The 16,768-nt window shown below is 52.9% G+C and carries 14 protein-coding genes, 1 pseudogene and 3 riboswitches; of the genes and pseudogenes, 6 read left to right on the top strand and 9 right to left on the bottom strand.

The window, feature by feature from the left end:
* Nucleotides 1–7: 7 nt before the first annotated feature.
* Complete coding sequence (gene purK / locus CCB157_RS02065; RefSeq protein WP_077614272.1) at nt 8–1,132, bottom strand: 5-(carboxyamino)imidazole ribonucleotide synthase; 1,125 nt, start codon at nt 1,130–1,132, stop codon at nt 8–10.
* Nucleotides 1,129–1,614 carry a 5-(carboxyamino)imidazole ribonucleotide mutase gene (gene purE, locus CCB157_RS02060; RefSeq protein WP_077614271.1) on the bottom strand — a complete coding sequence of 162 codons (486 nt, stop codon included), beginning with the start codon at nt 1,612–1,614 and terminating at the stop codon, nt 1,129–1,131. The genes purK and purE overlap by 4 nt, the downstream gene beginning before the upstream one ends.
* 132 nt (nt 1,615–1,746) lie before the next feature.
* Nucleotides 1,747–1,848, bottom strand: a riboswitch (purine riboswitch).
* 169 nt (nt 1,849–2,017) lie between these two features.
* Here purE and CCB157_RS02055 point away from each other — a divergent pair.
* Nucleotides 2,018–2,446: an Hsp20/alpha crystallin family protein gene (locus CCB157_RS02055; protein ID WP_077614270.1), complete on the top strand. Its 429-nt coding sequence runs from the start codon at nt 2,018–2,020 to the stop codon at nt 2,444–2,446.
* Nucleotides 2,447–2,654: 208 nt separating this feature from the next.
* Here CCB157_RS02055 and CCB157_RS02045 read toward each other — a convergent pair whose 3' ends face one another.
* The 7 genes from CCB157_RS02045 to CCB157_RS02010 all read right to left on the bottom strand — a co-directional run bounded on the left by CCB157_RS02045 (nt 2,655) and on the right by CCB157_RS02010 (nt 12,680).
* Entirely contained in the window at nt 2,655–2,936 is a 282-nt protein-coding gene (locus tag CCB157_RS02045; protein ID WP_077614268.1) for a hypothetical protein, read from the bottom strand.
* 190 nt (nt 2,937–3,126) lie between these two features.
* Nucleotides 3,127–4,422: an NCS2 family permease gene (locus tag CCB157_RS02040; RefSeq protein WP_077614300.1), complete on the bottom strand. Its 1,296-nt coding sequence runs from the start codon at nt 4,420–4,422 to the stop codon at nt 3,127–3,129.
* Nucleotides 4,423–4,639: 217 nt separating this feature from the next.
* Nucleotides 4,640–4,742: riboswitch (purine riboswitch) on the bottom strand.
* Nucleotides 4,743–4,826: 84 nt separating this feature from the next.
* Nucleotides 4,827–6,359: a glutamine-hydrolyzing GMP synthase gene (guaA, locus tag CCB157_RS02035; RefSeq protein ID WP_077614267.1), complete on the bottom strand. Its 1,533-nt coding sequence runs from the start codon at nt 6,357–6,359 to the stop codon at nt 4,827–4,829.
* Nucleotides 6,360–6,557: 198 nt separating this feature from the next.
* A riboswitch (purine riboswitch) is annotated at nt 6,558–6,659 on the bottom strand.
* A 95-nt stretch (nt 6,660–6,754) separates the two neighbouring features.
* A complete protein-coding gene (locus tag CCB157_RS02025; protein WP_077614265.1) occupies nt 6,755–8,953 on the bottom strand; it encodes a DUF4129 domain-containing transglutaminase family protein in 2,199 nt (732 codons plus the stop codon).
* A complete protein-coding gene (locus tag CCB157_RS02020; protein WP_077614264.1) occupies nt 8,940–10,184 on the bottom strand; it encodes a DUF58 domain-containing protein in 1,245 nt (414 codons plus the stop codon). The genes CCB157_RS02025 and CCB157_RS02020 overlap by 14 nt, the downstream gene beginning before the upstream one ends.
* Nucleotides 10,181–11,149, bottom strand: a complete 969-nt coding sequence (locus CCB157_RS02015; RefSeq protein ID WP_077614263.1) for an AAA family ATPase — start codon at nt 11,147–11,149, stop codon at nt 10,181–10,183. The genes CCB157_RS02020 and CCB157_RS02015 overlap by 4 nt, the downstream gene beginning before the upstream one ends.
* A 301-nt stretch (nt 11,150–11,450) precedes the next feature.
* The gene (locus CCB157_RS02010) at nt 11,451–12,680 is read right to left on the bottom strand and encodes a winged helix-turn-helix domain-containing protein (RefSeq protein WP_077614299.1); all 1,230 of its coding nucleotides are present in this window, start codon (nt 12,678–12,680) and stop codon (nt 11,451–11,453) included.
* Between the two features lie 463 nt (nt 12,681–13,143).
* Between CCB157_RS02010 and CCB157_RS02005 the strand changes: the two genes are divergently transcribed.
* The 5 genes and pseudogenes from CCB157_RS02005 to CCB157_RS01985 all read left to right on the top strand — a co-directional run bounded on the left by CCB157_RS02005 (nt 13,144) and on the right by CCB157_RS01985 (nt 16,626).
* Entirely contained in the window at nt 13,144–13,905 is a 762-nt protein-coding gene (locus tag CCB157_RS02005) for a DUF2705 family protein (RefSeq protein ID WP_077614262.1), read from the top strand.
* Nucleotides 13,895–14,611, top strand: coding sequence for a WxPxxD family membrane protein (locus tag CCB157_RS02000; protein ID WP_158077169.1), 717 nt, complete (start codon nt 13,895–13,897; stop codon nt 14,609–14,611). Before CCB157_RS02005 ends, CCB157_RS02000 begins: the two co-directional genes overlap by 11 nt.
* On the top strand, nt 14,601–15,281 hold the full coding sequence (locus CCB157_RS01995) for a DUF2705 family protein (RefSeq protein ID WP_077614260.1): 681 nt from the start codon (nt 14,601–14,603) through the stop codon (nt 15,279–15,281). The genes CCB157_RS02000 and CCB157_RS01995 overlap by 11 nt, the downstream gene beginning before the upstream one ends.
* Before the next feature lie 73 nt (nt 15,282–15,354).
* Nucleotides 15,355–15,998: pseudogene (locus tag CCB157_RS01990) on the top strand (ATP-binding cassette domain-containing protein).
* Complete coding sequence (locus CCB157_RS01985; protein WP_077614259.1) at nt 15,985–16,626, top strand: hypothetical protein; 642 nt, start codon at nt 15,985–15,987, stop codon at nt 16,624–16,626. Before CCB157_RS01990 ends, CCB157_RS01985 begins: the two are co-directional and overlap by 14 nt.
* The last annotated feature ends 142 nt before the right edge of the window (nt 16,627–16,768 follow it).

Raw genomic sequence — 16,768 nt, 5'->3', positions numbered from 1 at the left:
TCCACTCTTAGTCGTTCCAAATTTTTAAGGCTTCCGCTTCGGCCAAGGCCGCTTCGACGGTGTCCGCCAAAATCGTCACATGCCCCATCTTGCGGTTCGGTTTCGCCTCCGCTTTGCCGTAAAGGTGAAGATGCGCGTTGTTCAATCGCGGGATCGCGGCGAGGACGCGATCGACGTGTTGGCCGAGCACGTTCACCATCACCGCCGGTTTCAGCAAATGGACGGGGCCGAGCGGCCAGCCGCATATCGCGCGGACGTGCTGTTCAAATTGCGACGTCTCGCAGGCCTCTATGGTGTAATGCCCGGAATTATGCGGGCGCGGTGCGAGTTCATTGACGAGCAGGCGTCCGTCCGCGGTCAAAAACATTTCCACGGCGAGCGTCCCGATGAGTCCGAGCGCTTCCGCCACTTTCAGCGCCGTCTGGGTGGCCCGTTCCCGGATTGATGGATCGATGCGGGCCGGAACGATCGACTGATGCAAAATATTTTGGACATGAATGTTTTCCGCGGCGGGAAAAGCGCGCGCTTCGCCGGTCGTCCCCCGCGTCACGATGACCGACAGCTCTTTCTCAAACGAAATCCGCCTCTCCAGCACGAAAACCGTCCGGCCGTCGAGCATCCGGAAGGCATCCAGCACATGTTTGTCCTCTTCTAAAACGAACTGGCCTTTGCCGTCGTAACCACCCCGCGCCGTTTTTAAAATCGCCGGCAAGCCGATCTCCGCAAGCGCCCTTTCCAAATCCGCTTTCGTGACGACGACCCGGTACGGCACGACCGCTTCCCCGGCGTTCCGGACGGCGGCCTTCTCCAGCGCGCGGTCTTGCGTGATTTGCAGCAGCTCCGCCCCCTGCGGCAAATACGCATGGTCCTCCAAATACCGGGCGACCGCCCCATCGACGTTTTCAAATTCATAAGTTACGACTGCGCTCGCTGCCGCCAGTTCCTGAGCCGCTCCGAGGTCATCGTATGAAGCGGTGATCTCGATGTCCGAGACTTGGGCGGCCGGGCAGCCTGCCGTCGGATCCAACACCGCCGTTCGGAAACCCATTTGTTTGGCGGCGATCGCCATCATCCGGCCGAGCTGGCCGCCGCCGAGGATGCCGATCGTTTCCCCTGGGCGTATGCGTTTCAAAGGCGCTCCCCGCTTTCCAACACGTCTTGTTCCATTTTTTTGCGAAAGTCGGCTAGCCGCCGGGCGACGCTTTCATCGAACGCCGACAACAGTTCGGCCGCCAAAAGCCCGGCGTTCTTTGCCCCCGCCGCACCGATGGCGACGGTCGCGACCGGAACCCCGGCCGGCATTTGCACGATCGACAACAGCGAATCCAGCCCGTTCAACGCTTTGGATTGGACGGGTACGCCGATCACGGGCAACGTCGTCTTGGCCGCGATCATGCCCGGCAGATGCGCGGCTCCCCCTGCTCCGGCGATAATCGCTTTTAACCCGCGCTTGCGGGCGGTTTCGGCGTATTGAAACATGAGATCGGGGGTGCGATGGGCAGAGACCACCTTTTTCTCATAAGGAATGTCCAATTCGTCCAACACGTCGCAGGCGTGTTTCATCGTCTCCCAGTCCGACAGGCTGCCCATAACAATGCCGATTGCCGGTTCCACTCACATCCTCCCCTTTCTCACCCTTTGCCGACGTTGGCCGACGGCTGTGCTTCCAACAAAAAACCCCCTGAAACATCCGCTTCCTCACAATGAGAGAAAACGAACATTCAGGGGGTTGTCGTCACCGCAGAGAATGCCGTCGCTCTCCCTCATAGTCCGGCGATTTACGGTCGCCGGGTAGAGACTTTTGGGCCATATTCCCAAAATTATATGAGGAAGCTCAAGGTTGGTCCTATCCGTTTGTCACACGCCCAGCATAACAAAGGGCGCCGGGACTGTCAAGATAAAACTCGAATATTACATTCTATAAATCAAATTAATGTTCGGTTTTTAATTCAAAATCACCAACGAGTACACGTTTTCCGCGCACCGCCAATATATTTTCAATAGGAGGGTGACGCCCATGGAAGAACAGAAAAACAAAAAATTGAACGACTGGAAAAGGACGGTCAGCGGTTTCCTTGGCAAAGACTTTTGGAACGAGTTTCAAGGTTTTTTTGCGAGAGATTGGCCGCTTGTCAATCTTTATGAAAACGACGATCATGTGCTCTGCTTGATCGCGCTCCCGGGCATTCGCAGCATGGATGACGTCCGCATCACCATCAACCATACAAGCTTGGAAATCAAAGGCCATCTCCACCGTCCCTTCGCCGATTACCGGGCGGTCCATGAAGAAATTCAAGAAGGCCCGTTCGAACGCCATGTCGATTTGCCCGCTCCCGTTCAGAACGAGCCGGTGGAAGCCGTGTTCAAAACGGGCATGCTCATCCTCACTCTGCGCCGCATCCCGCACTTCGAAGTGAGCGAAATCGTCATTGCGGACGAGGAGTGAACGGAAAACCGCTCAAAGCTATCTGCGATCGCGTGTTCCCTGCAATGCGTCCAAATCCGATGGCGCATGCGGGGCGAATCGCTTTCCGGGACCGCCGACGGGAGCCGCCGCCGGTCGCAAAAAACCGGGCGTGCTTCCGTAAGCATCTGAACGGGAAATCGTTATTCAGGCGTTTCAACATCAAAGCTTATGGAGCGCGCGTTCACGTTTAGACGCCAATAAACGCCAAAGGGACAAATCCGATCGCGATGATGACGGCGCCGACGATCAAGAATAGAACGCGGAGATAATACCATGGGACCAAATCAATCAGCCCGCTTCCCATCCGGTAAGCGATGCCCGCGGACGGATCGCGGAACGCCGTCCGCTCGGCGCGTTCTTTAAATGCTTCGCCCGCTTTCTGCAACTTAACCGACATATAACCGCCGCTCAAGATGACGATGACACCGACCACCCAAAATCCAAATGAAACCCATATCGGCCCCGTCACGGCCATCCCCCCTTAAATGATTGTCTTCCTACGCTAAGGAAGAAACTTGCGCTTAATTACAGGATGCGCGGTCAGACGGGGATTTATGTTTTTCCGCTCCGGGACGTTGCGGCCGTCGGTTCAAGCCATGCCGAAGCCCGCATATGGTGGAAAAGGACCTGCCTCGGCGATGCCGAGAGGTCCTTTTTTCTCAAGAGAGAAACGGCAGGAAGAGGATAAAGACGACGGACAGGCCGTACATGATCGGATGCAGCTCTTTGGCGCGTCCCGCGACCAACATCGTGAGCGGATAGGCGACGAAGCCGAGTGCAATGCCGGTCGAGATGCTATAGGTCAGCGGCATCGCCACGATGGTTAAGAAAGCCGGAATGGCAATTTCCAACCGTTTCCATTCTATATTGCCGATCGAGGACGCCATCAAGACGCCGACGATGATCAACGCCGGGGCCGTGACTTGATCCGTCACGACGACCAAAAGCGGCGAGAAGAACAGCGCGAGCAAAAACAGGATGGCCGTTACGACCGAAGCAAACCCGGTTCGGCCGCCCGCGGCGACGCCCGATGAAGATTCGACGTAAGCGGTCGTCGTCGACGTCCCGAGAATGCTGCCGATGACGATCGACGAAGAATCGGCGAACAACGCCCGGCCGGCGCGCGGCAATTTATTGTCTTTTAACAAACCCGCCTGGTTAGCGACAGCCATCAGCGTGCCGGCCGTATCAAAAAAGCCGACGAACAGGAACGTCAAAACGACGATGAGCAACTGACCGGTATGAATGTCGGCCACATGTTCGACCGCGACGCCGAACGTCGGGGCCAAGCTCGGCACTTTCGCGACGACGTGATCGGGAAGCGGCAGTTGTTTCGTCACGATTCCGGCGACGGCGGTGATGATCATGCCGTAAAAAACCGCAGCCTTCACCTTGCGCACCAACAAAATGATGGTGACGACGAGACCGAACAAAGCGAGCAGCGTTTTCGGGTTCGTGACATCGCCGAGCGCGACGAGCGTGGCGTCGCTGTTCACCACGATGCCGGCGCCTTTCAAACCGATAAAGGCAATGAACAATCCGATGCCGCACGCGGTCGCGTGCTTGAGGTTTTCCGGAATGGCGTTGATGATTTTTTCGCGGATTTTAAAAACCGTGATGATGACAAAAACGATACCAGAAATCAAGACGCCCGCGAGCGCCGTTTGCCACGGGATGCCGAAATTGAGCACGACGGTGAACGTGAAAAAGGCGTTCAAACCCATTCCCGGCGCAATCGCGATGGGATAGCGCGCCAGGATGCCCATGATGAGCGAACCGATGGCCGCCGAAATCGCGGTCGCCGTGTAAACCGCGCCGGTATTCATATGCGCGTGGCCGAGCACCGCCGGGTTGACAAATAAAATATAAGCCATGGATAAAAACGTCGTTAATCCCGCGATGGATTCTTGCGTAAAGGATGTGTTCAGTTCGGAAAAACGAAAATAGCGAGCAATCGCGTTCACAACCCCCAACCCCTTCTAAAAAATGGTTTTCCTCCCGCAGTCTCGGCCCTTGATCCGCGCATTGTACCGGACGGATCGACAACAAAAGGCTTCGGAGCATCCCCCGAAGCCTCTAAGTTTATTGAAGGCAATAGCCGCCCGCCTCTGCCGCAAAAAAGCGACAAAGGTGTACGAACCCCCGCCGCGACTGCCGAAGCAACGGTCGCGGCTTGAGCCTAGCAATAAACGTAGTAAAACCATTTACGGTGGTTTTGTAGAGACTCCCGGGCCATATTCCCGCGGATTATACGTTTATTCGTATTCTGTTTTTGTTCAGGCTTATTATACCAACGTTGATCGCTGTGGTCAACGTCATAAACGAACTTTTTTTATCAAACACAAATTAATGTTCGTGTTTACTCCCATTCGATCGTGGCCGGCGGCTTGGACGTGATGTCGTAGACGACCCGGTTGACGCCGTCGACTTCGTTGACAATGCGCGTCGAGATCGTCCCGAGCACGTTCCACGGAATTTTCGCCCAATCCGACGTCATGCCGTCGACCGACGTCACCGCCCGGATCGCGATGCAATGGTCGTACGTCCGCGCATCGCCCATGACCCCGACGGTTTGAATGCCCGGCAGCACCGTGAAGTATTGCCAAATGTCGCGGTCAAGGCCCGCCTTTTTGATTTCTTCGCGCAGGATGGCGTCGGATTCGCGGACGATCTCCAGCTTCTCTTCCGTCACTTCACCGAGCACCCGGATGGCCAGACCCGGACCCGGGAACGGCTGGCGCCAAACGATGTCGTCGGGCAGCCCCAATTCGGTGCCGAGCCGGCGGACCTCATCTTTAAAAAGTGTTTTAAGCGGCTCAATGAGTTCGAAGTTCATGTTTTCCGGCAGGCCGCCGACATTGTGGTGCGACTTGATCGTATGCGCGGTATCCGTGCCGCTTTCAATGATGTCGGTGTAAAGCGTGCCCTGAACCAAGAACGATATGTCCGAAAGCTTGCCGGCTTCTTCTTCGAAAACGTACACGAACTCGTTGCCGATGATCTTCCGCTTTTGTTCGGGATCGGTCACGCCTTTTAATTTCTCCAAAAACCGGTCTTTGGCATCCACATGGATCAAATGGATGTGAAAATGATCGCGGAACGTGCGGACGACACCTTCCGCTTCGCCTTTTCTCAAAAGGCCGTGATCGACGAACACGCACGTCAGCCGATCGCCGATCGCTTTATGGGCGAGAGCCGCGGCAACCGAAGAATCGACCCCGCCGCTCAGAGCGCACAACACGCGGCGATCGCCGACCTTTTCCCGGATCTCGTTCACCATCTCGTCGATGAAATGTTCCATCGTCCAAGATGCGCGGGCTTGGCAAATATCGAAGACGAACCGCTTCAACAATTCATTGCCGTATTCGCTGTGGCGAACCTCCGGATGATATTGGACGCCGAAGATGCGCTTTTCCCGATTTTCCATCGCCGCGACCGGACAAGACGCGCTTTGCGCCGTCGTCACAAAGCCTTCAGGCGGTTCGACGACGAGATCGCCGTGGCTCATCCAAACGGTTTGCCGAGCGGGCTGCCCTCGGTAAAGCGCCGCGTCCGGTGCAACATCGATCGTCGCCCGGCCGTATTCGGCGCGCGCCGCCCGGTCGACTTTCGCCCCGAAATGGGCGCCGATCAGCTGCATGCCATAACAAATGCCGAGAATCGGTATGCCGAGTTCAAAAATCTCCGGATCGCATTTCGGCGCATCAGGCGCGTAAACGCTGTTCGGGCCGCCGGAAAAAACGATGCCCTTCGGTTGTTCCCGACGGATTTCTTCCGCCGTGATTTTATGCGATTTCAGTTCGCTGTAGACCCCGATGTCGCGGATGCGCCGGGCGATCAACTGGTTATACTGGCCGCCGAAGTCGATGACGATGATTTTGTCCTGCTCCATATCCTCCGTCCTTTCAGCCTACAGATGTTGTCCGCTTCTATTTTGCCCGAGCCGGCCGTTCCCCATCGCATCGAAATCCCAACCGCCGCGATGGCCGGACCCTGCCGTTCCGCCGCGTGTGGCCGCCCCGGCATCTCCAATCCTTTTACAAAAAATTGCCGGCCCCGCCAATGAAAGGCGGAATGCCGACAAAAGGACCATAAACCATCCGCCCTTCATTGTAAGGCCATTTACGGTGACCTTGTAGAGACGCCCGAGCCGTATTCCCAGGCTTAAATGAAGGTTGCGTTGCAAGGAACCGATGATTCAATTTTATAAATGCCTTTCAAAACGATTCGCGGCAGCGTATTTTAATGATTGATTGATCCCCATTTTATCAGTCTGCTTGACATAATTCAACCGCGCAGGTTAATGATGATATTTTCCCAAAATTGTTTCGACTGCTGCCACAGCTCCGGCGACGGCCGGTAGTAACGCTTGCGCTCGTAGATGAGCGCAAAAACCCTCAAGTCCCCGCCGCCCAGCGCGCGATCGACCACGGCGGCGAATTCGCGCAACGTCTGGCCGTCCCTCCGCCGAAAGCCATGAAGGGCGAGCAGCCGCATCAGCCATTTAAAAGCATCCTCCAAGGCCGCGCCGTCCGAACGCTTGCGGAAGCGGCGCAAGAGATAACCGGGCAACCATTTCCGGCGCGTTTGAAACAGGACAGCCGCCGCCAAGATGGCGAGCAGCGCGATAGCGCCCGCGATTTTCAGCAAGAACCCAATGTCGAGCGCCGTACGGTGTGACCCGGCGCCGCTTTTCTTTACCTCATTTTGCGTTTTGTCTTGTTTCGGCGCTTTCTTTTCGGTTTTCTTCGGCGCGGCGGGAGCCGAGGCTCGATGATCCGAAGAATCGGCAAAGGTAAACTGGGCGATATTGTCAAACCCTTTGGTGGGCTCGAACGGCACCCATCCGGATCCCGGAAAATAAACTTCCGGCCAGGAATGGGCATCCGAGTTTCTCACGATAAATTTATACCCATTATCCGCCACCGTCTCCTCGTATTCGCCTTGGGTAAACCCTTTGACCCAGCGCGCCGGAATGCCGACCGCCCGGAGCAAGACGACCATCGCCGTCGAAAAATTGTCGCAATAGCCCCGTTTCGTCTCGAACAAGAATTGGTCGACATAGTCTTCGTTCCGTCCCGGTTTCGGCACGTCAACGGTATTGTACTCAAAATCGCCCGAATGGAGGAAATTGACGATCGCATTCACCTTATCGTAACGGTTGTTCGCATTTTCCGTCAGGGCTTCGGCGAGCCGTTGGACGCGTTTCGGGAGTTGGGGCGGGAGCTGCAAATATTTCGCTTTGATGTCTTTCGGATCGCCGCCGGTCACGCTTTTTAATTTCGGAATGGAAAAAACGGGATACTGATACGTCACCGCGTACGTCTTTACCGTGACGGGATGTCCTTTCGCCAACGGTTCGAGTTTACCCGTCTCCTCGTTCAAACGGAATTGATTCACATCGTCCGCGCGCGCCACCTTGGTCACCGTTCCGCCGTAAATGATTTGCGGAAAGTCATCGCCCAAAACTTGGACGCGATCGACCGATTGTTCCACTTGCGTTCCTTTTTCATAAAGCGACAAAATCGGCGTGCCGGCGAGATGGGCGCCGTCCACTCGGACGCTTTTCGCATTGTCGCTTTCGGTCCATCCTTTGCCGGTATACACCCTTTTCGCTTCCACCCGCCAATAATGGCTGTGTTCGCCCATCGTTTCAAAAACCGGGGTGGGATCCATCCGAAAAGCGCCGCCGAGGTGGCGGTCGTCACCGTCGTAGCCGATCCACTGCACACCCGCTCCGAGGTTGGCGCTCGTCCCGCCATCACCGCCGTAGGTCGCACTTTTGATGAACGGAACGGGATCGGGCCACTGCGGTCCCGCCTTGGGCGCCGCATAACCGACCGTCGTCGCAAAGGCGATCATGGCGGCGAGCGCTCCGATCCAGGAAGCGGGCAAAATCTTGGCGCCGAACGTCACGTTTTCCCGCTCTTGGACGTTCAATACGCGCAAAAGCCCGAGCAGAACGAGCCCGATGATGACCGTCCGCACGATCGCTCCTTCGGCCCGATATGCGGTAAAGGCGTCGAGCACCGCCAAATAGATGACCGTCAAGAAAAAGAAGAGGAATAGCTTGCGCATCCGAATCAACCAATGGTGCATGAGAAAGCTGGTGATCCAAAGCAGGATGAAAAACAACAGGGTGCGAAACGAATCGGTAAAGCTCACCCAATCGCCAGAAAAGACGAAGGCGAGGTTTTCCTTGACGTCATCGATCAAATAAACGAGCCAGAGCGGATGGAAGAGGGGGGCGTGGAAAACGAACAACGCGTGAAGCGCGGCCAGCATCGCCAACAGCTTGGCGGAAAAAGTCAGCCAGGCCGGCAAGCGCAAATAAGATAAAAAGAACGAAAAGGCCGCAAAGCCGATGAAAAAATGGACATGCTGCACATCCGAAATGAAGGGAAGCGGCCGGAGCCATTCCCAAAAAAGCAAGAAGGCCAGGATGTAAAGAGGCAAAGACAACCGTTCGGTTTTAGCTTGTAGCAAGCGAATCACCCGCCCGATCGAGGGTCTCCAAGCGGCCGCCGCGGTCGACGTGCACAACAACCCCCATCGCTTCCAGTTGTTTGACACGTCCGAATACGCTCTGATCCAAAACGTCCGCGACGAGAACAAGTTCGATCGCCAAACCCCGGTTGGCGAGGTCGTAAATGATCAACACCATCCGTTCGGTGACGCGCGTCGTCACGAAAATGACGGTCGACTGATAATAAAACTGGTTCGCATATTTATCAAAGCCGTAAAAACCGTCGGCCCCGCCGTCCGGCTCGCAACTCGCCAAATGATGCAGGATCGCCCATCTCGCTTCCGCTTGATGGCGAAGGGCGATCCAGATCGCGTCCCTGCCGAGCGAAAGGAAGCCGACCGCCGAACCGATGCGCAACGCTTTGTCGGCGAGCGAGGCGGAGAGCGCAACCGCAATTTCGAACCGCGTTCCGCTTTCGTCTTCGCGATCGGCGGTGCGGTCCAAAACGATGATGATATCTTGATTGACCGGGTTTTCAAACTGCTTCGTGACGAGTTGATTCGTCCGCGCCGTCGCCTTCCAATCGAGCCAACTTAACCGATCGCCGGGAATGTATTCACGGACGCTCGAGATCGCCGTCAAATCATATTCAAGGAGTTGGTGGGAACGCCGGCGCCCGCCGAAAGCGTGATCGGGCGGCAGCCACGACATCATCGGATCGATTTTCGGATAGACAAGGACGGATTGCTCGATTTGAAACGTTTTCGTTCTTTGAACAAACCCGAAAATATCGCCGGTCTTGATCGTCACCGCATTTAAGCGATATTCCCCGCGGGGCATGTCGTCGATCGTGTAAGCCACGGACGCTCGGCGACCGAATCCGAGGGCGAGCAAGGCCTTGGTCGATTCCCTTCGCAGCGTCCGGTGGCGCTTCAGCATGTTTTCCGGCGCGTGGTCTTCGACGACGAGGTAAAAAAGGGGCAACGGGAAACGCCGCTCGATGTCGATCGTGACAGTGAGCGGCTCCCCGGCGTTGAGTTCATGCTTTTCAATCCGCCGCGTGATGTGAAAGTCGCGAAGCGAATAAAAAGCGATGGCGAGCGAATAGAGAAACAACGGCACATAGCTGTAAAATAAAAACCAACTGACGAAGCCGCCCTGGAACATGGCATAAGCAAAGGCCGAAACAAAAAGAAGGAACAGCCAGGCGAGCCCGAGCGTGGATCTCGATCCGAAAAGGCGGCGAATCATCGGACGCCGCCCTCATTCAGCACGGGCACGCGCACGCCGTTCAGCGCCGCCGCGATCACATCTTCGGCTTTGACTCCGGCATACTTGGCGTCGGGTTTCAGGATCATGCGGTGGCTGAGCACATAAGGCGCCAAATATTTGACATCGTCCGGCACGACGTATTCGCGTCCGTGCATCATCGCATACGCTTGCGCGGTTTTTAAGAGGGCGAGCGTACCGCGGGGGCTGACGCCGAGATAGACGTCATGGTGATGGCGTGTATAGTTGACGAGTTCGATCATATATTTCTTCACGGTTTCCTCGACGTAGACGCCGCGCGCTTTTCCCTGAAGGAGAAGGACTTCCTCGGCCGACATGACCGGCTCGATCTCGTCGATCGGATGGCCGGATTCGAGGCGGTTGAGCACCTCCAACTCTTCCAGGCGGTTGGGATACCCCATGTGTAGCTTTAACAGAAAGCGGTCGAGCTGGGCTTCAGGAAGCGGAAACGTTCCTTCGTATTCGATGGGATTTTGAGTGGCCATGACGAAAAACGGCTTCGGCAGCATTCGCGTCTGCCCGTCCACCGTCACGCTGCCTTCTTCCATCCCCTCGAGCAACGCGGCTTGCGTCTTCGGAGACGTCCGGTTGATTTCATCGGCCAATACGATGTTGGCCATCAATGGGCCAGGTCGGAATTCAAACCGCATCTCCCTTTGGTTGTACAGGGAGACTCCGGTCAAATCGGACGGCAATAAGTCCGGAGTAAATTGAATCCGCTTGAACTCCGCGCCGAGCGACTTCGCGATGGCGCGGACGAGCATCGTTTTCCCGACGCCCGGGACATCCTCGAGCAAAACGTGGCCTTCGGCGAACAGCGCGCTCAGCGCGAGAATGATCGTATGCCGTTTGCCGATGATCACCCTTTCAATATTGTCGACGACCTTTTGAACGGGCGGATGCAACGCTTCGAAATCGACCGCCATAGCCAATCCCCCAATCTCCTGCATTCGGTTGAAAGATTCAAATTTTATCCTCTGCAAGAACAGTTGCTCTTTTCTAGTATAACAAAAAATAGAATCCGGCTCTATGATGAAAGGAGAGCCGCCGAAGCGGCGGCTCGTGGGTGTGCAGTCCTCTTTCCTTTTTCGCTCCGCATTTGCGCCTTCGCCGTCCCCTCTCCGGAAACCCGCTGAACCGCTCAGAAAATACGCCCGGCGTTCCGGCCGCCCAAATTCTCAGCGTCCGGGTCGAACGAGCGCTTGAAAAAGCGGATCAAAGCAGCGTTTAGATTTCGATGAGACGCCCTTCTGATGTCACCGTAACGGCCGTCGCTCCATGCCTTTCCGCAAACGCCCGGAGCGCCCGATGGATGTTCGCCATCAAAACGTCGGTGCGCTCCACCCCGGGCTCGATTTGCAGCAATTGGACGTGCAGGCGGCGATTCTTTTTATCCAAGCGCGGATCGATCCGGCCGATCAAGCGGTCACCGGCCAGAATCGGCATGGCGTAATAACCGTATTGCCGTTTGGCCGGAGGCGTATAGATCTTCCATCGATAGTGAAAATCAAAGAGATCGGCCAGTCGCTTCCGGCTCCATAACAGATTGTCCAAAGGCGGAAGAAAGAAGATCGGGTCATCTTCTTCAAAATCGGCCGCAGGAACGGCCGCCTCAATGTCCAAAAGGCGTTCCTTGTCCTCGGCCAAAATATAATACTCGGTTTTGAGGCCGGCGATGCAAACCGGCAGTATTTTGCCCGCCTTCACGCGCTGATCGATCGCTTCGCGGCGCTCTTTGGCGCTGATTTTCTGCCAGCCGAAGCGCGGATCGCCGGGTTCAAAGACGCGGTAGGCGCGCAAGTATTTCTCCAACAGAGCTTCCCGCGCCGAAGCTGGATCGATCCGCTTCGCTTCCTCAAGCAAAGGCCGGGGGACCGAGCGAACGGTCAAATCAAACAGGCGGTGTTGCCCGTCCCGGTAAACAACCCGGATTTCTCCGATATCCATGAGCAAATTTAAAGCATGGGACGTCGCTTTCGTTGTAGCGTTTTGATTATCCCAATAGCCGTGGACGCGCTGATCCGATCGGAACGCTTTGGCCGGCAGCGGGCCTTCGTCTTCCAATCTGCGGAGCACGCCTCCGGCCACATCCTCCAATTTTTTCAACTCCGGCAGCAAATGCTTTTTCAACCGCTCTCTGACCGGTTGAAAAAGCGGGTAATCTTGCATTGGGATGATCGAGGCGGCATTGGCGTAGTATTCAAAGATCAGATTCTCTTTCAACAACTGATTGAGGACGTCCGGCTTGAAGTCCGGGAGGCGGGCGGCCAATACCAACTGTTGATTCGGGCGCACGGCGGAAACCGGGTCGATTTGGACGCATTCCAAATCCTGAATGAGTTTTAAAACCCGCTGCGGCAAAGAGGCCGGTTCACCCGCCTTCAAGGGGGGAAGCAAATGCTGAGCATCGAGCAGAAAACGCCGGAGCGCGCGTTTCGTCGTTTTTATGGTCTGCAATTCCATCACCTGTATCTATGCCTTTATAAATCTTCAATATTATATCAAAATTAAAACGGAGTTGTCGCGATGAGTCTCAACCGCAGCGGTGACCGGATTTGGCCGGTCGTTCAAAAATGGACGCTGCGGAAAAACAAAAAATAGATCAGGGAAAGGTTGGAAACCGTTAGGCAGCTTCAGCCCGGCGCATCCGTGAAAAAAGAGAAAGGCCGGGCAACCCCGGCGCTTCAATGAAAGAACGTTGATGACATCATGAAAAAAACGCCAACAGCCTTTTGGTAGTAGGACTAAAGAACTATTTTTGACGGGTTGAGAGGATAAACAAAGTAAACATAGAATTATAAATTATATAGAATTATAAAAATATAAACACATGAAACGCATATTGGTCTAACATACCGAAATAAACCAAGGCGCCATTAGGACAACACCTTAATGTTGTGAAAGGAATCGGGAGGATATCGTGAAAAGTCACTTGTTACGTATATTTAAAGATAAAAAAAGCATGGCGATTGTTTGGCTGATCATCCTTATGCCCTGCATAGATGTCATCGCGTTGAAGTTGCAGTGGCGTGCCAAATTTCATCCGGCCATCGCCTTCTTTTTGGCTGGAACATCCGAGGGCCATATGATGCAGATCCTGTTATATTGGTTTTTGCCGATTCATTTGTTGATCCTGTGCGCCGAAAGCTATATTCAGGATGTGAAGTCGGGGAGTCACACGATATGGATTTCATCCATGGGTAAACGGGCGTATTTCGGAAGTAAACTGGCGGTTTCTTTTCTCGTTCCTTTTGCCGTTATGCTGTTTTCTCTTCTTTTTAATCTGCTATCGGTTTCTATCGTTTATGCCGGCGGAACGGAATCAAACGGTTTGTTTGATATGGATGGGATGCATGATCCCTTGTTTTTGTTCAGTCAAGCCCATCCTATACTGGTGGATATCCTCTTTATGTTAAATGTCTGCCTTTTCACCGGTTTGGTTGGGATGTTTGCGATGAGCATCTCATTCGTTTTTCCTGACAGGAAATACACTTACCCTTTAGCCTTTTTCATCTGGTTCATACTACTTGCCCTGCCGATGCGCAGCGTCCTTATATTGATGCAACCGTTTACCGAATATGGAATTGATTTTATGATCCCGGCTTTTTTAACCAATTTCACAATACTTACAATAATACCCATTGCTCTATATATTTATAAGGTGAAAACGGATGAGTTGTAACTATAAAAAAACAATGGGACTGGTAGGCATACTTTGTGCTTTTCTCATTTTTTTCTGGTACGTACAAAATAGTATTTATATTCGTTCGAAATCGGATGATATTCTAGTGGATATGAACGGAAGCGTCCAAGGATTCAATTCCATCAGGGCTTATGCTGTCTACTATGCGCTTTTTTATTTACTCTTCATGAACATGCGATTAATCAAGGAAGAGGCGCCATTCATTGTCGCCCACAAAAGCCGTTCCCATTTATTTTTCATACGGGCGGCAAGCATTTTAGAATCCGCCGGTTGGTTTGCTTTGACCATATCGGCCGTTAATCTTGGTCTCACCTATTTATCCGTCGATCATGAAACCATGGCGGATCATCATTTTTATAAAGCAACGTTGCTTAACGGCATGGCATTGGTTCTTTTTTACGGTTGGGTCGGATTATTGTGCAAAGCGCTGGAAGATCGTATCCATTCTTTTAATATTGCGGTGTCGGCGACCTTCATTTTGGTCGCATTAACCTATTTTTTCGTAAAGATGGTGCCTTGGTTACCCATTACTGATATGCGTATGTACGAAGGCATCCTCGTTCCCGAATGGAATGCGCTGGAAATTATGCTTGTCTTTGCGAGACAATTGGGGCTCGTCATCGTCTTTTGCTTGATTGGACACGTGATTTTTTTGGAAAAGGATTTCATCCGCCATGAAAATTAAAGGGAAGTTTCTTCTTTTAACGATCGCCGTGCTTGTCCAAAGTTATAGCATCGTTCAAATGTTCCAACCCGTTTATCATCATTGGCCCGCTCCATTCTTTTTCTTGTTGGGCGTGGAACCTGAGACGATATACATCGTGCTTCTGATGTGGTACGTCGTCTTTGTCTCACTGAGTTTTTACTTTTTGGGAAACGTCTCCGAAAATCTGCATGGTTTTGGGAAATATATGCTGATTCGTAATTTCAGCAAAACAAAATTCATCTTGAATCAATACATCGCAATTGCTGTAAAACTGGTGGGGTTCTTTTTCTTGCAAGCCGGTGTTTACTACCTTGTCGCAACCATCATGCGGCTTCAGACCAGTGGGCCGGTAGACGTTTCACAACTGATCAAAGCATCGTTTATTTATTATTTGACGTTGCTTGTATTGTTGTTGCTGCAAATGATGTTGGAACTGTTTGTGACCCCTCAGAACGCTCTGCTTTTCGTAAATATGTACGTCGTGTTCTCCATAGTGTTTGCCGGTGTATTGTTTACATTTAAACGCATGCAGCCGCTATTGTATGTTTTGATACCGAATTTCATGATGGTTTGCGAACGGATATCCACAATGAACAGCATTTTATCATCCACTATTCGATGGCCGTTATCGTTTTATCTCTCCTCTTAGCGGCCATCATCGGGTTATCCATGCAACGCATCAAAACGAAAGATATTTTTTAAACTGCGCTCGGAGGGATAGGATGACAACGATCACCGTGACCCATCTCAGCAAAAAAATAAAGAAAACCTTTGTATTAAAAGATATCAATTATACGTTCCAGTCCGGAAAAGCCTACGGATTGTTCGGGCGGAACGGCTCGGGAAAAACGATGCTCTTAAGGGCGCTATCGGGACTGATTTATCAGACGGAAGGCACCGTCGCCATCGACGGGCAAGTGCTTCACAAGGATATCTCATTTCCGCCCAGCATCGGCGTCATCATTGAGAATACCAGTTTATTGCCGCAATACGACGCTTTTACGAACCTAAAGATTTTAGCCAAAATCAAAAAAAGGCTACGGATGAAGACATTCGACACGCCATTGAGCGCGTCGGTCTGGACCCGGACAGCAAGTTAAAGGTTCGGAAATTTTCGCTCGGAATGAAGCAACGATTAAGCATTGCCCAAGCCGTGTTTGAAAAACCCGATACCCTTTTATTGGATGAACCGACCAATGCGATTGATGAAAAAGGCGTAAACCTTGTCAGAGACTTGCTGCTTGAAGAGAAACAACGGGGGGCAGTCATCGTGATCGCCAGCCACAACAAAGAGGATTTGACGATATTAACGGATGAAATGATTTACATGGATAATGGGAAGATCATGAAAAATGACAAGGAATAAGCGCCTTTTATATGCGCTGGTCATGTTCGGTTTAGTTTTTTGCGCCGTTTACATATTGTTCTTTTCCAAAACGGAACTGACGCTGAAAAACCGTAATGTTAGAGATAACCCGGCGAAGGCGATCACTTTGAAGTCCGGCGACTATCTGGTCGGTCATGATTTAAAACCCGGGTATTACGACATCACGTGTCTTTCCGGAAAAGTTTCCCTTGGTGATGATATGCGCATGTCCAGTGGCGACAAATGGATCAATTACGCCGTTATGGATGGCACTACGTTAACCATCGAAGGGCACGGCAAGCTGCGCTTTTCTCCGGCCGCCTTTCGACCGGTGCATGAAATCAGCGATCATCAATATGCAATCAAGCATTCTGCGAATTACATCGCCGGAAAAGATTTGCCGGCCGGTGATTACCGCATTGTCGCGAAGGGACTCAGCGAGTCTGAAAGCGTCGAAATTACTTTATTCTCATCCATTCATGCGGACCATAATAGCGCGACCTATAATCTCACGGCGGATAATAATGAAAGGAACATCCATTTAGAAAAAGGGAATTTGTTGTCCATCATCAAGCACAAACAGCATGAGAAAGATAACATTCTACTCCTTTTGACTCTGCAACGTTAAGCGCTGAAAAACGGCAAAAATGGACGAAAACGCGGATGTCCCAAAAGCCCAGCTTTTGAGGACACCCGCGTTTCTTTTTACAAAAAGGGGGACAAGCGCCGAGCGTTTGTCCCCCAATTTTAGTCTGTTTGATGTAATAAGG

The organism is Caenibacillus caldisaponilyticus, from assembly GCF_002003465.1.
Lineage (GTDB): Bacteria > Bacillota > Bacilli > Bacillales > Sporolactobacillaceae > Caenibacillus > Caenibacillus caldisaponilyticus.
Note: the sequence above shows the minus strand (reverse complement) of the source record. Positions and strands in the feature narration are given on the sequence as shown.